This window comes from Methylobacterium sp. yr668 (assembly GCF_900116245.1).
GTDB lineage: Bacteria > Pseudomonadota > Alphaproteobacteria > Rhizobiales > Beijerinckiaceae > Methylobacterium.
In genome coordinates this window covers 148793-163684 of sequence record NZ_FOZY01000010.1, presented here as the reverse complement: position 1 = coordinate 163684, position 14892 = coordinate 148793, and the positions used below count along the sequence as shown (strand labels likewise).

11 protein-coding genes and 1 tRNA gene are annotated in these 14892 nt (G+C 72.7%); 5 read left to right on the top strand and 7 right to left on the bottom strand.

Going from position 1 to position 14892, the window contains the following annotated elements; all coding sequences use genetic code 11:
* Positions 1-53: 53 nt before the first annotated feature.
* Positions 54-653, top strand: a complete 600-nt coding sequence (locus BM419_RS15260) for a TetR/AcrR family transcriptional regulator (RefSeq protein WP_091926899.1) — start codon at positions 54-56, stop codon at positions 651-653.
* A gap of 142 nt (positions 654-795) precedes the next feature.
* Here BM419_RS15260 and BM419_RS15255 read toward each other — a convergent pair.
* From BM419_RS15255 to BM419_RS15245, 3 genes are all read right to left on the bottom strand, one after another.
* A tRNA-Gly gene (locus tag BM419_RS15255) sits at positions 796-870 on the bottom strand.
* A gap of 107 nt (positions 871-977) precedes the next feature.
* Entirely contained in the window at positions 978-1442 is a 465-nt protein-coding gene (locus BM419_RS15250) for an NUDIX domain-containing protein (RefSeq protein WP_042670671.1), read from the bottom strand.
* A gap of 13 nt (positions 1443-1455) precedes the next feature.
* The gene (locus tag BM419_RS15245) at positions 1456-2151 is read right to left on the bottom strand and encodes a fumarylacetoacetate hydrolase family protein (protein WP_091926898.1); all 696 of its coding nucleotides are present in this window, start codon (positions 2149-2151) and stop codon (positions 1456-1458) included.
* A gap of 137 nt (positions 2152-2288) precedes the next feature.
* Here BM419_RS15245 and BM419_RS15240 point away from each other — a divergent pair, with 137 nt between their 5' ends.
* The 3 genes from BM419_RS15240 (at position 2289) to BM419_RS15230 (ending at position 6028) form a co-directional block, all read left to right on the top strand.
* The gene (locus BM419_RS15240; RefSeq protein WP_091926897.1) at positions 2289-3734 is read left to right on the top strand and encodes an FAD-binding oxidoreductase; all 1446 of its coding nucleotides are present in this window, start codon (positions 2289-2291) and stop codon (positions 3732-3734) included.
* Between the two features lie 258 nt (positions 3735-3992).
* Positions 3993-4286, top strand: coding sequence for a DUF2218 domain-containing protein (locus BM419_RS15235; protein ID WP_012320003.1), 294 nt, complete (start codon positions 3993-3995; stop codon positions 4284-4286).
* 149 nt (positions 4287-4435) lie between these two features.
* Positions 4436-6028, top strand: a complete 1593-nt coding sequence (locus BM419_RS15230; RefSeq protein WP_091926896.1) for an ABC transporter substrate-binding protein — start codon at positions 4436-4438, stop codon at positions 6026-6028.
* 16 nt (positions 6029-6044) lie between these two features.
* Here the strand turns inward: BM419_RS15230 and putA are convergent, their stop codons facing one another.
* Complete coding sequence (putA, locus tag BM419_RS15225; protein WP_091926895.1) at positions 6045-9731, bottom strand: trifunctional transcriptional regulator/proline dehydrogenase/L-glutamate gamma-semialdehyde dehydrogenase; 3687 nt, start codon at positions 9729-9731, stop codon at positions 6045-6047.
* Between the two features lie 102 nt (positions 9732-9833).
* Positions 9834-10646 carry a polysaccharide deacetylase family protein gene (locus BM419_RS15220; protein ID WP_091926894.1) on the bottom strand — a complete coding sequence of 271 codons (813 nt, stop codon included), beginning with the start codon at positions 10644-10646 and terminating at the stop codon, positions 9834-9836.
* A 141-nt stretch (positions 10647-10787) separates the two neighbouring features.
* Between BM419_RS15220 and BM419_RS15215 the strand changes: the two genes are divergently transcribed.
* Positions 10788-11834, top strand: coding sequence for a saccharopine dehydrogenase family protein (locus BM419_RS15215; RefSeq protein WP_091926893.1), 1047 nt, complete (start codon positions 10788-10790; stop codon positions 11832-11834).
* A gap of 143 nt (positions 11835-11977) precedes the next feature.
* Here BM419_RS15215 and BM419_RS15210 read toward each other — a convergent pair whose 3' ends face one another.
* Positions 11978-13501 carry a UxaA family hydrolase gene (locus BM419_RS15210; protein WP_091926892.1) on the bottom strand — a complete coding sequence of 508 codons (1524 nt, stop codon included), beginning with the start codon at positions 13499-13501 and terminating at the stop codon, positions 11978-11980.
* A 46-nt stretch (positions 13502-13547) separates the two neighbouring features.
* Entirely contained in the window at positions 13548-14858 is a 1311-nt protein-coding gene (locus BM419_RS15205; protein ID WP_091926891.1) for an MFS transporter, read from the bottom strand.
* Between the last annotated feature and the right edge of the window lie 34 nt (positions 14859-14892).

Genomic DNA, 14892 nt, shown 5'->3' with positions numbered 1-14892 from the left:
GGGCGTCAAGTGACTTATCTACCACTCGATATAAAAGTTGGAGTCCGCAGGCAATGGTGATGGGGCGCCCCCGGTCCTTCGACACGGACAAGGCCCTCGACGAGGCGATGGAGGTGTTCTGGCGTCACGGCTACGACGGCGCGAGCCTCGCGATGCTCACGAAGGCGATGGGCATCAAGCCGCCGAGTCTCTACGCGGCCTTCGGCAGCAAGGAGGGGCTGCTCAAGGCCGCCCTCGACCGGTACGCGCAGCGGCGCTCCGAGCACATGCGCTTCGTCCTGGCGGGCGAGACCGCGCGCGACGTGGCCGAGCGCTTCCTGAGCAGCATCGCCGAGAGCCACACGGATCCGGCGAACCCGCCCGGCTGCCTCCTCGTTCAGGGCGGTCTCGCCTGCGGCGCGGGCTCGGAGAACATCCCGTTCGAGCTGGCGTCCCGGCGGGCGCAGGGCGAGATGGAGCTCCGCGAGCGCTTCATCCAGGCCCAACAGGACGGTGACCTGCCGGCGGATTCCGACCCGGTCGCGCTGGCGCGATTCCTGTCCACCGTCGCCTCCGGCATGGGCGTGCTGGCCTCCTCGGGCGCCGACCGGGAGGCGCTGCGGGAGGTCGCCCGGGTCTCGCTGCGGGCCTTCGCGAAGGAACACGACGCCTGAGCCGGGCTGACCGGGCGCGATCCCGCGCCTCGGTCCACCCGGACGCCGTTCGCCTTTCCGCGACCGGCGGTTCGCCGAGGTCCAGAAACGACAAAGGCCGCAGAGCTGCGGCCTTGTAAGTCGATCGTATGGTTGGGAAAACTGGAGCGGGCGAAGGGATTCGAACCCTCGACCCCAACCTTGGCAAGGTTGTGCTCTACCCCTGAGCTACACCCGCTCACTGTGCCGCGCCGCCCGGACTTTCGTGCCGGCGGCCCCCGGCGCGGCTCTCTAAACACCATTCCGCCGGGCGACGCAAGCGCCCTTTTCGCGAACCGTCACGATTTACCAGTTCGGCTCCGGCGGGAGGCCGTCGCGGATCTCCCGGAGCCGGGCGCGGGTCCCGCGCGTGGTCCCCTCGGGGAGCGCGTCCATCGGGAAGAAGGCGCACTCGGCGACTTCCCGGTCCGGCGCCTTCGGGCGCAGGACCGTGAAGGCCGGCAGGACGAACAGGGCGACGTGGTCGCGGGGCGCGGCGACCACGTTCCGATAGAGGCCGTGCAGGCGCGGCTCTCCCTCGGCGACGATCTCCGCCTCCTCGCGGAACTCCCGCACGATCGCGTCGCGCGCGGTCTCGCCGCGCTCGACGCCGCCGCCGGGGAGGTGCCAGCCACTCACGTAGGTGTGGCGCACCAGGGCGACGCGCCCGGCCCCGTCGAGGGCGACGCCGCGCACGCCGAGGGTCATGCCCCGGGACGCGAGCGCCCCGAGGTGGAACAGGCGCCGCAGCAGCGGCCGATCGAGGAGCATGCGGCCGCGCGGCTCAGACGACGTCGAGGGTGATGGCGCCGAGACCGTCGATCGCCGCGACCATGCGCTGGCCGCGCTGGACCGGGCCGACGCCGGAGGGCGTGCCGGTGAAGATCAGGTCGCCGGGCTGCAGGGCGAAGTAGCCCGACAGGTAGGCGATCTGCTCGGCGACGGACCAGATCATGTCGCCGAGGTCGCCCTTCTGGCGGACCTCGCCGTCGACCGACAGGGTGATGGCGCCCTTGGCCGGGTGGCCGATGACGGAGACCGGGTGGAGCGCGCCGATCGGCCCCGACCCGTCGGCCGCCTTGGCGGTGTCCCAGGGCCGCGACATCTTCTTGGCCTCGTCCTGGACGTCGCGCCGGGTCATGTCGAGGCCGATGGCGTAGCCGTAGACGTGCTCCAGGGCGGTCTCGGCCGGGATGTCGCTGCCGCCGCTCGCGAGGGCCGCGACCATCTCCACCTCGAAATGGTAGTTGGCGGTCTTCGGCGGGTAGGCGTGGGCCGTCGGCTCCGGCCCGACGATCTGCAGGGCGTCGGCGGGCTTCATGAAGAAGAACGGCGGCTCGCGGTCCGGGTCCGCGCCCATCTCGCGGGCGTGGGCGGCGTAGTTGCGCCCGACGCAGTAGACGCGGCGGACGGGATAGAAGTCGCTGCTGCCGACGATGGGGAGCGCGATGCGGGGCGGGTTCTGGATGACGGAGAGCATCTCTGCCTCTGCGGTGGATCGTCCGGGTAGCCCGGCGCGACGACGCCCGGGCCCTACATCATCGTTGTAAGGTCCGCATCGGCGCGCGCCATACCGGCGCTTGCGTCCGGCCTGCTCCGGCCTACAGAATCCGCGCGATGACGCCGACACCCGCCCTCGACACCCTGCTGACCGCGCTCCGAGACGGGCTCGGCGCGCGGCACGTGCTGACGGATCCCGACGCCCTCGCGCCCTACCTGACGGAGAGCCGCCGCCTGTTCACGGGGTCGGCCCTGGCCGTGCTTCGGCCGGGGAGCACCGAGGAGGTCGCCTTCGCGGTCCGCGCCTGCACGCAGGCCGGGATCGCCGTCGTGCCGCTCGGCGGCAATACTGGCCTCACCGGCGCCGGCGTGCCGCAAGGCGGCGTCGTCCTGTCCCTGGAACGCATGAACCGCCTGCGCGCGGTCGACCCGGTGGACGCCACCATCACGGTCGAGGCCGGGATGATCCTGCAGGAGGTGCAGGAGGCGGCCGAGGCCGCCGGCATGCTGTTCCCCCTCTCCTACGCGTCGCGCGGCTCCGCCCGGATCGGCGGCGGCGTCAGCACCAATGCCGGCGGGATCGCGGTCCTCGCCTACGGCAACGCCCGCGACCTCGTCCTCGGGCTCGAGGTCGTGCTCGCCGACGGGCGCGTCTGGAACGGGCTCAGGGCCTTGCGCAAGGACAATGCCGGCTACGACCTGAAGCAGCTCTTCATCGGTTCGGAGGGCACGCTGGGCATCGTCACGGCGGCGGTGCTGAAGCTGTTCCCGCGGCCGCGCTCGACGAGCGTCGCCTTCGTCGGCCTCGACTCGGCGAAGGCGGCTCTGGACCTGTTCGTCTTCCTGCGGACGCGGATGGACCGCGACCTGACGGCGTTCGAGTACCTGCCGCCCTTCGCCCTGGAGATCGTGCTGCGCCACGTCCCGGGGACGGTGCGGCCGCTGGACGGCGCGCACGGCGCCTACGCGCTGATCGAGGTCGCGTCCGCGCGCGCGGACGCCGACACGGGGGCCGAACTGGAATCGGCCCTCGGGCAGGCCCTGGAGGACGGGCTGATCGCCGACGCCACCATCGCGACCAGCGGGGCCCAGAACGCCGCGCTCTGGCGCCTGCGCGAGGGCGTTCCCGAAGCGCAGACCCGCGAGGGCGCCTCGATCAAGCACGACGTGTCGGTGCCGCTCTCCCGCCTGCCCGAGTTCCTGGAGCGGGCGGGGGCGGCCTGCCTCGCCGAGATGCCGGGCCTGAGGCCCTGCGGCTTCGGCCATTTCGGCGACGGCAACATCCATTTCAACCTGTCACAGCCGCCCGGCATGGAGCACGCGGCGTTCCTGTCCGCCTGGGGCCGATTCAACCGGATCGTTCACGACCTCGTGCACGCCCTGGGCGGCTCCATCGCGGCCGAGCACGGCGTCGGCCTCATCAAGCGCGAGGAACTCGCGCGCTACGGCGACCCGGTCGGGCTCGACCTCATGCGGCGCCTGAAGGCCGCGCTCGATCCGGACGACCTGCTCAATCCCGGCAAGGTGCTCGTCCCGACCGATCGCGGCCCGCCGCCGGCCTGAGCGAATTTGTGCATCGCGCCATAATTCGGCGCGGAGACGGGTGCAGGACAGCCACGCCGCGCCGCGAACCGCCGGGGCGGCCCGTCGCGTTAAGCCGCTGCTAACGCTTCGGACACACGCTGAATACAGACGGCGGAGACGGATCCGTCGGCGCCAGGCATGGCAATTGCTCTGAGGCCTCCCTATCTCGCACGTGCGAGATCGAACGACGAACCGTCACCGACAGGCTGTTTTCACATCCATCTGGAGACCGACGGAATGCCCACCTCCCAGGCCCGCGTGCAGACCACCGAGGCGAGCCGCTACCTGCAGCAGCTCTGCCGGCACTGGAGCCACAAGTTCAAGGTCGAGGCGACCCCCGTTCACGGCACCGTGCCCTTCGGCGAGGACCGCGTCTGCACCTTCGATGCCGAGCCCGACGCCCTGGTCATGCGCATCGACAGCTCCGACCCGGTCAACCTGACCCGGCTGGAGAACGTCGTGGCCGACCATCTCGCCCGCTTCGCCTTCCGCGAGAGCCTCGGCGACATCCGCTGGTCGCGCGCCGCTTGAGGGCCCGCGCAGCGCGATCACGGGCGACCCGTCCGGCTACCGGCCCGGGCGGGTTCTGAGATCCTGATCGAAGCGCGGCAGTGGCGCACCACTTGCACGCGAACGCGGCTTGCGGCCAGATCGGACGCCGCCGTGACCGGGATCGATTCATGAAGCGACGCACCCTGCTGACCGGCGCCGGAGCCCTGATGGCCGGGGCTCTTGCCCGGCCGGCCCTGGTCCGAGCGGCCTCCGCGACGACCCTGCGGTTCGTCCCCTACGCGGACCTCGCGCTCCTCGACCCGATCATCACCACCAATTACGTCACGCGCACCCACGCGCTGATGGTGTTCGACACGCTCTACAGCCTCGACACCGCCTACCGCGCTCAGCCGCAGATGGTGGCGGGCCACGAGGTCGCGTCCGACGGCCTCACGTGGCGCCTGACCCTGCGGGACGGCCTGCGCTTCCACGACGGGACGCCCGTCCTCGGCCGCGACGTGGTGGCGAGCCTGAAGCGCTGGGCGCAGCGCGATGCCTACGGCGGGGCCCTGTTCGCGACAGTGGACGAACTCTCGGCGCCCTCCGACACGGTGGTGCAGTTCCGCCTGAAGCGGCCCTTCCCGCTCCTGCCGGACGCGCTGGCCAAGCCGACCTCCTACGTCCCGGTGATCATGCCGGAGCGCCTGAGCGCGACGCCCGCGACGCAGCCGGTGCCGGAGATCGTCGGCAGCGGCCCGTTCCGCTTCGTCCCCGAGGAGCGGGTCCCGGGCTCGCTCAACGTCTACCGCCGGTTCGAGGCCTACCGACCGCGCCCCGACGGCACGCCGAGCTTCACGGCGGGACCGCGGATCGCGCATTTCGACCGCGTCGAGTGGCGCACGATCCCCGACGGCGCGACCGCGGCCGGCGCCCTGCGCTCGGGCGAGATCGACTGGTGGGAGCAGCCCCTCGTCGATCTCGTGCCGGACCTGAACCGCCAGCCCGCCGTGCGGGTGGATCTGGTGGAGACCGCCGGGCTGATCGGCCAGATCCGCCTCAACCACACTCTGCCGCCCTTCGACAATCCCGCGATCAGCCGGGCGCTGCTCGCGGCCGTCGATCAGACCGAGATGATGGACGCCGTCGCCGGCAGCGACCCGGCGATCCGGCGCGGGCCCGTCGGCATCTTCACGGCCGGCGGGCCGATGGCGTCCTCGGCCGGCATGGAGGCGCTGACTGCCCCCCGCGACCTCGCCGCCGCGAAGCGGGCGCTGGCGGCGGCGGGCTACAAGGGCGAGCGCGTCGTGCTGCTCTCCGGGACCGACGTGCCGCGGATCAACGCGATCTGCGAGGTGATGGCCGATGCCTGCCGCAAGATCGGGATGAACCTCGACGTCATCGCCACCGACTGGGGGACGGTCAACCAGCGGATCCTGAACGCCAAGCCCCTGGACCAGGGTGGCTGGTCGATGTTCGGCATCTTCTCCGGCGGGCTCGACCACCTCTCGCCGGCCTACCATCTGGCCGCCCGCGGGAACGGCCGGGCCGGCGTGCCGAGCTGGCTGACCGACGCGCCCCTGGAGGAGCTGCGCGGCGCGTGGTTCGACGCGCCTGACCTCGACGCCCAGAGAGCCCTGGCGGCGCGGATCCAGGCGCGGGCGCTGGAGGTCGGCGCCTACCTGCCCTGCGGCCAGTATTTCCAGCCGACCGCCTACCGGCGGGACTTGGAGGGCATGCTGACCGGGCTGCCGCTGTTTTGGAACCTGCGCCGGTCGGCCTGACCGGGCAGTTCCGGGCTCACCCGATGCTCATCAGGCTGGCATTGCCGCCGGCCGCCGCGGTGTTGATCGTGGTGGTGACCTCCTCCACGAGGCCGGCCGGATCGTAGAGATCGCCGGCCGCCAGCGCCTCCGGGCAGCGGGCCTGGATCGGCAGGATCGCGCCCTCGCGGGCCGCGACGGCCCTGTTCAGGGCCAGCAGGTCGTCGGCGTCGCCCGCGAACAGGATTCCGGCGATCGCGCCCGCGCGCCCGAGATCCGGCGCCCGGGCAACCCGCGCCGCGCACGCTTCCGGCAGACCGTCCAGGACCGGATCGCGCCCGTCCGGCCCGATGACGACGGCCGCGTTGCCCGTGCCGAGGATCGCGCCGAGCTGGAGCAGGAGCGCCGTCTCGGTGGCCGCGACGGCCGCGACGCGCCCGCGGGGACGCAGCGCGTACAGGTTGTGCTCACCGACGGGACCGGCCAGCGCGATCGCGGCGCGGCCGGGATAGCGGACGGCTTCGAGCCTGTCCGCGAGGTCGTGGCGGTGCCGCGAGCGCAGCCACGCCGTGTAGGGACGCAGTGCCGAATCGTCGGCGGCCAGCCCGTCGCGGGCGGCGGCGGGCGCGCGTCGCAGCAGGCGGCCGAGGGCCAGCGGGCCGCCGGCCTTCGGGCCCGTCCCCGACAGCCCGGAGCCGCCGAAGGGCTGCACGCCGACCACCGCGCCGATGACGTTGCGATTGACGTAGCGGTTGCCGGCCCGCACGCGATCGAGGACCCGGTCGATGGTCTCGTCGATGCGGCTGTGCAGCCCGAAGGTGAGCCCGTAGCCGGTCGCGTCGATCGCCGCGAGGAGCGCGTCGAGGCCGTCGCGGCGGTAGCGCAGCACGTGCAGCACCGGCCCGAACACCTCCTGCTCGACATCGGCGACGGCCCCGATCTCGATCAGGGTCGGCGGCACGAAGGTCCCGGCGCCGGCCTCGGGCATCAGGGGGAACTGCTCCACCGGGAAGCCCCGCGCACGCATTCGCGCCACGTGTCCGACGATTCTTTCGGCGGCCTCGGCGGTGATGACCGGCCCGACATCGACGGGCAGGGCCCGCGGGTCGCCCACCCGTAGCTCCCGCAGGGCGCCCTTCAGCATGTGCAGCGTCCGGTCGGCGATCTCCTCCTGCAGGCACAGGATGCGGAGCGCCGAGCAGCGCTGCCCGGCGGAATCGAAGGCCGAGGCGATGACATCGGCCACCACCTGCTCGGCGAGCGCGGAGGAATCGACCACGAGCGCGTTCTGGCCGCCGGTCTCGGCCACGAACGGCACCGGCTCGCCGAAACGGTTCAGCCGCTCCGCCAGAGCCCGCTGGATGCCCTTGGCCACCGCCGTCGATCCGGTGAACATCACGCCCTGCACGCGCGGATCCTCGACCAGGGCGGCGCCGACCCGGCCGTCGCCCGGCAGGAGGTGCAGCGCCTCGGCGGGAATCCCGGCCGCGTGCAGCGCGCGGACGGCAGCGGCCGCGATCAGCGGGGTCTCCTCGGCGGGTTTCGCCAGGACCGTGTTGCCCGCCGCCAGGGCGGCCGCGACCTGACCGACGAAGATCGCCAGCGGAAAATTCCACGGCGCGATGCAGGCGACCGGACCGAGCGGCGCGTGCGTCTCCCCGAGGGTCCGCTCGGCCTCCGCGGCGGCGTAGCGAAGGAAGTCGACCGCCTCGCGGATCTCCGCGACGGCGCTCGCGCAGGTCTTGCCCGCCTCCCGCACGACGAGCCCGATCAGCGGCGGCATCTGCGCCTCGAGGGCGTCGGCGGCCCGCCGCAGGGAGGCACCGCGCGCCGTCGCCGGTGTCGCCGCCCAGCCGGCCGCGCCCGCCTGCGCGCGCGCCACGGCAACCGCCACGGTCTCCACCGTCGCCGCCTGGTAGAATCCGACGACGTCGCGGCGGTCGGCGGGATTGTGGACGGGTTCGTCGGCCGCCGCGTCGTCCGCGCCCGAGGGTGCCGCCCGCCACGCGGTGCGGCCGCTCGCCGCCAGCCCGTCCGACAGCCGGGCGAGCTCCGCCTCGTCGGCGAGGTCGAGCCCGGCCGCGTTGGCGCGGGGCGGGCCGTAGAGCGCCCGGGGGGCCGCGATCCGCTGGTGCGGCGCGCCGGGATCCGGCGCAGCCTCGACGGCGGCGACCGGGTCGGCGATCAGGTCCGCCACCGGCACGGCCGCGTCGGCGACCCGGTTGACGAAGGACGTGTTGGCCCCGTTCTCCAGGAGGCGCCGCACCAGGTAGGCGAGCAGGGTCTCGTGCGTGCCCACCGGCGCGTAGATGCGGCAGGGCCGCTGCAGGACGGGATCGGCCATCACGGCCTCGTAGAGCGGCTCGCCCATGCCGTGCAGGCACTGGAACTCGTACTGACCGAGCCGGAAATCCGGGCCCGCCATCGCGACGATGCTCGCCAGTGTCTGCGCGTTGTGGGTGGCGAATTGCGGAAAGACCGCGTCGGGCGCCGCGAGCAGCCGGCGCGCGCAGGCGAGATACGAGACGTCGGTGTGGACCTTCCGGGTGAAGACCGGGAAATCCGCCAGACCGTCGACCTGCGCCCGCTTGATCTCGCTGTCCCAGTAGGCGCCCTTCACGAGGCGCACCATCAGCCGCCGGCGGCACCGCCGCGCGAGGTCGATCAGCACGTCGATGACGAACGGGCAGCGCTTGCCGTAGGCCTGGACCACGAAGCCGAGCCCGTCCCAGCCGCCGAGATCCGGGTCGGCGGCGAGACGCTCCGAGATGTCGAGCGACAGGTCGAGGCGGTCGGCCTCCTCGGCGTCGATGTTGAGACCGATGCCGTGGCCCTCGGCGAGGCGGGCGAGGTGCCGCACGCGGGGATAGAGTTCGGCCAGGACCCGGTCGCGCTGTGCGCGGGCGTAGCGGGGATGGAGCGCCGACAGCTTGATCGAGATTCCGGGGCCGCGGAGCACGCCGCGCCCGGCAGAGGCCACGCCGATCGCCGCGATCGCGTCCGCGTAGGCGCGCCGATAGCGCTCGGCGTCCTCGGCGGTCACGGCGGCCTCGCCGAGCATGTCGTACGAGTAGGTGAAGCCCTTCGCCTCGAGCCGCGCCGCGTGCCGCAGGGCCTCGGCGATGGTCCGCCCCGCCACGAACTGCTCGCCCATCATCCGCATGGCGAGATCGACGCCGGTGCGGATCACGGGCTCGCCGCCGCGGGCGATCAGCCGGGTGAGCGCGGCGGACAGGCCGGTTTCGTCCCGGGTCGCCGCCAGCTTGCCGGTCACGAGCAGGCCCCAGGTCGCCGCGTTGACGAAGGGCGACGGGCTGTGCCCGAGATGGGCGGCCCAGTCGCCGCCGACGATCTTGTCGCGGATCAGCGCGTCCCGCGTCGCCGCGTCGGGGATGCGCAGCAGCGCCTCGGCGAGGCACATCAGCGCCACGCCCTCCTGGCTGGACAGCGCGTACTCGTGGATCAGCCCCTCGACGCCGCCGCGGGTGCCCTGGCGCCGCAGGGTCTCGACGAGGCGCCGCGCGTCCTCGGCGACGCGCCGAGCCGCTTCGGGCGGCAGGCGCGCTTCTTCGAGGAGCGGGAGCACGCAGTCCCGCTCGGGCCGCCGGCAGGCCGCGACCACCGCCCGCCGCAGGGGCGACAGGTCCGCCAGGCCGGCCGCGAACGCGCCGAAAGGCCCGCTCGCCGCGACGGCCGCCTCGTCGACAACGCCGGATCCAGACATGGGCCGCCCCTCGGACACGGCGCGCTGGCATCGCGCCGTCGCGGACTCACGCTACACCGTCGGGGGCCCGCGTCGAGGCCGAACACGCTGTGGCCGATCGCGTCACTTCGAGGCCTGCGCGTGGGCGGATTCCAGCGCGACGGCCAGGAGCGGCTGCGCGCCCTCCCGACGCAGCGTCGCCACGGGAATCACCACCGGGTCGGCACAGGCCTGGACGACGTGCGCGAGGTCGAACTGCACCGCGAGGCCGCCGGCCTTGGCGTCGAGCCACGCCATCATGGCCGGCGGCTGCCCGTCATAGGTCTCGGCGACGGCCTCGCGGCAGTCCTTGTCGGCGTCGTCCGCCTTCGGATCGCCCGTCTTCGGGCGATAGCCCGCGAGGTAGAGGGCGTGCATCCTCTTCGACGCGAGCGTCACCATCTTGGTCCCGCCCGGGCCCTCCGCCAGGGCGAGCTTGCCGGTCAGGGAGGGGGGCAGCAGGGTCGTCCAATCGACCGGGGCGCCGGTGGTGAGATCGTAGACGATCGACATCGTGCCACTGTTCGGGTGCGCGCCGCCGCAGAACCCGCTGTCGAAGATGACGAAGCTCAGAAAGCGCGGGCCGCGCATCGGGGCCTGGACGGTGCGCTCCCAGGAGCTGTTCTTCCCGCCCTGATCCTTGCACGCCTGCTCGGCCTTGAGGGCCCGCGCGTCGAGGCGCTTCAGCGCCGCGTTGATCCGACGCTCGGCTTCGTCGGCCGGCGCGGCGATCTGCGGCATGGCGGCGATGCCGGGGCTCGCGTCGGACGGCGCCTTCAGGACCACCGGCCCGTCACCGGCCCGGGCGGGCGCGGCCAGACCCAGGAGGACAGCGCCAAGGCAGCCGATCCTGCGGCTGGCGCGGCGCGCGCGCGGCGGGAGGTTACGCTCGTACATCGTGCCTCGGCTCCTGTTCGGGCGGGGACGGAGGGTTTCGGGTTCCCGCCGCGGGACGATCGGATCGGCGCAGCCCTAGCATCCGGGACGGCGACGCGGCGCGCGCTTTGACACCGGCGGAAGCGGTGTCAGAACGCCGGGATGACCGCGATCCTGATCTACGGCGCCACCGGCTATACCGGGCAGCTCCTGGCCGCTCACGCCGTCGGGCAGGGGTTGCGCCCGATCCTGGCCGGGCGCGATCCCGAGAAGCTGCGGCCGCTGGCGGCCCGGCTGAACCTCGAGATGCGGGCCGCGCGGCTCGACGATGCCGCGGGCCTGCAATCCGCCCTCGCGGGCGTGGCGGCGGTGATCCACGCGGCTGGCCCGTTCTCGCGGACGGCGCGGCCGATGGCCGAGGCCTGCCTCGCCGCCGGCGCGCACTACGTCGACATCACCGGCGAGATCGCGGTGCTGGAGGCCCTCGCGGCCAAGGATGCGGCCGCGAAGGCGGCCGGCATCGTCCTCCTGCCGGCGGCGGGCTTCGACGTGGTGCCGAGCGACTGCCTCGCCGCGCACGTGGCCGGCCGCGTTCCCGGCGCGACGCATCTGCGCATCTCCATCGGCGGGTTCGGCGGCTTCAGCCGCGGCACGGCCCGCACCATGGTGGAGGGCATCGCCTGGGGCACGCGGGTGCGCCGGGACGGGCGCATCGTCGAGTTGCCGAGCCCGCCGCGCGCCACCGCGGATTTCGGAACGGGACCGCGCCGGACCGTCGGGCTCGGCTGGGGCGACGTGTCGAGCGCGTGGTACTCGACCGGTGTCCCGAACATCGACGTCTACTTCGAGGCCTTCCCCGCCATGGCGGCGGCGGCCGGCCTGCCCGCCGGCATCCGCCGCATCATCGCGGGCGGCACCGCGCAGCGCCTGATCAATCGCGGCATCGACCGGCTGCCGGAGGGCCCTTCGGCCGCCGCGCGCGAGAAGGCCCGCAGCACCTTCCTGGCGGAGGCCTGGGACGGCGCCGGCCGCCGCGCGGCGAGCCGGATGGAGACGCCCGAGGGCTACACGCTCACCGTCTGGACCGCCTTGGAGGCGGCCCGCCGCGTCGCTGCCGGCACCGTCGCGCCCGGCTTCCACACGCCGGTCACGGCCTTCGGCCCCGACTTCATCCTGAGCTTCCCGCACGTGGTCCGGACCGACCTCTGAGAGGAGGCCTGCACGGCGGTCGGAATGGCCGTCTCTGCGTGCGCAGCGAAGCAATCCAGGGCTGCGCCACACTCACCGAAGTTTCGCCTCCCCGGATCGCCGCGCTGCGCTCGCGATGACGGCGGAGCGCGCGCCCCGCTCCCTCACACGGTCGCGCCGATCTGCCAGGGGGCGAATTCCGACGCGCCGAAATCGAACTGCTCGCTCTTCGTCCGCTCGCCGCCGGCGACCCGCAGGATGAGGTCGAAGATCCGGTGGCCGGCCTGCTCCACGCTCTCCGCGCCGTCGAGGATCGTGCCGCAATTGACGTCCATGTCCTCCTCGAGTCGACGGTACATGGCCGAGTTGGTGGCGATCTTGATCGAGGGCGACGGCTTGCAGCCGAACACGCTACCGCGGCCGGTGGTGAAGCAGACGAGGTTCGCGCCGCCCGCGACCTGCCCGGTCGCCGAGACCGGGTCGTAGCCGGGCGTGTCCATGAAGACGAAGCCCTTGGCGGTGACGGGGTCGGCGTAGCGCAGCACGTCGACCAAGTTGGTGCTGCCGGCCTTCGCCATGGCGCCGAGGGACTTCTCCAGGATCGTGGTCAGGCCGCCGGCCTTGTTGCCCGGCGACGGGTTGGCGTCGATCTCCGAGCCCTCCTTGCGGGTGTACGCCTCCCACCAGTGCATCAGGTCGACGAGCTTCTGGCCGACCTCCGGGCTGATAGCGCGGCGGGTGAACAGGTGCTCGGCGCCGTAGGTCTCGGTGGTCTCCGACAGGATCACCGTGCCGCCGTTCCGCACCACGAGGTCGCTGGCGATCCCCAGCGCCGGGTTGGCCGACACGCCCGAATACCCGTCCGAGCCGCCGCACTGCAGGGCGACGATCAGCTCGCTCGCCGGCACCGGCTCGCGGTGGACCACGTTCGCCTCGGCCAGGATGCCGGTCACGAACTCGATTCCGGCCTCGACGGACTTCCGGGTGCCGCCGAGACTCTGGATGTTCATGCTGCGGATCCGGTCGCCGAGCCCCTGCTCCTCCAGGAAGGCGCCGATCTGGTTCACCTCGCAGCCGAGCCCGATCATGACGATGTGGGAGAAGTTGACGTGCCGCGCGTAGCCCGCGAGCGTCCGCCGCAGGAGCCGGAGCGGCTCGCCCATCGCCATGCCGCAGCCGGTCTTGTGGGTCAGCGCCACGACACCGTCGACGTTGGGATAGGGGGCGAGCGGGTCGAGGCCGAGGATCGGGTGCCGCCGGAACGCGTCGGCGATCAGGTCGGCGACGTGCGCGCTGCAATTCACCGAGGTGAGGATGCCGACGTAGTTGCGCGTCGCCACGCGACCGTCGGGGCGGCGGATGCCCTGGAAGGTCGCGGGCGGCATCACCAGCTGGGTCGGCCTCGCATCGACCCCGAACGCGTAGTCCCGGGCGAACTCGCCCATCCCGAGATTGTGGACGTGGACGTGGCGGCCGGCCGCGATGTCCTCCTTGGCGAAGCCGATGATCTGCCCGTACTTGGTCACCGGCTCGCCGCTCCGGTGGGCCCGGACCGCGACCTTGTGGCCGGCCGGGATCCGCTCCGCCGCCGCGACGCCGTCGGCGACCGGCGTTCCCGGCTCGATGGCGCCGCGGGCCACGGCCACGCCGTCGGCGGGGCGGAGGGTGATCACGGGATACGTGGACATCGGTGTCTCCTTGGATGCCGTCGCGCCGGTCGCCGTCACCGCGCCGTCACCGCGCCGCTTCCGGGCGCAGGGCCGGGGCGCGAGCGTCGCGGACCGGCAGCGGCGCGATCTCGCCGACTACGAACAGGTAGATGAAGGCGCCCAGCAGGCAGAACCCGCCGGCCACGATCAGGGGGATCACGAACGAACCCTGGGTGACCGTCAGCATGACGCCGGTGAAGGTCGTCGTCACGATCCCGGCGACGTTCGACGCGAAGTTCTGGATGCCGCCGATCGAGGCCACGTGGGCCGGGGTCGGCGCCACGTCGCCGGGCAGCGCCCAGATCGAGGCCGCCGTGAAGGCGAGGCTGCCGTAGGCGACCGCGAAGCACAGCAGCGCCACGTAGATGTTGGGCGCGATGATCGACAGGGTGATCACCGACGACATCAGCATGCCGCCGACGAGGCAGGTCTTGCGGGCCGCGGTGAGGCTCCAGCCGCGGCGGTAGAGCGCGTCCGACGCGAAGCCGCCGAGCCAGCCCGCGGGGATCGACGCCAGGGCCGGCAGGCTGCCGAGCGTGCCGAGCTCCGCCAGGGAGAAGCCCCGCGCCTTGACCAGATAGGTCGGGAACCACGTGATGAAGAAGTAGATCACGAAGTTCAGGCAGAAGAACCCGGCCATCATGCCCCAGACCGTGCGGTAGCGGAACAGCGACAGCCACGGCACCTGGTTCTGGGCGTCCGCCGCGTCGACGGTCTTCGGCCGCTCCTGCGCGGCCCGCAGTCGGGCGAGCTCCTCCGGCGACACCTTCGGGTGGTTCTCGGGCTCGCGGTAGAGCCACATCCAGAACACCGCCCAGACGAAGCCCAGCACGCCGGTGACGACGAAGGATTCCCGCCAGCCCAGCGTCGCGATGACCCAGGAGACCAGCGGGATCGCCAGGGCCGAGCCCACCCGGGAGCCGCTGTCGAAGATGCTGCTGGCGAAGCTGCGCTCGCTGCGCGGGAACCACGAGGCCGCGACCTTGGCGAAGGACGGGTAGGCCCCGGCCTCACCGATACCGAGCAGCATGCGCAGGCCGAGCAGGAACAGGAACCCCCGTCCGACCGCGGTCAGCGCCGTGCAGGCCGACCACCAGACCACCGCGACCACGAGGGAGAGCCGCGCGCCGACCCGGTCGGCCACGTAGCCGAAGGGCAGCTGCATGATCGCGTAGGTCCAGAAGAAGCCCGACAGGATCAGGCCCATGTCGGTGGCGTCGAGCCCGAGTTCCTTGGTCATGGAGGGCGCGGCGACCGCGAGGTTGGCGCGGTCGATGTAGTTGATGGCGTTGGCGGCCATGCAGAGGCCGATCATGAGCCAGCGCAGGCGAGGCATCGTGGGCTCCTCCCGTCTTCCGGGGATGGCGTCC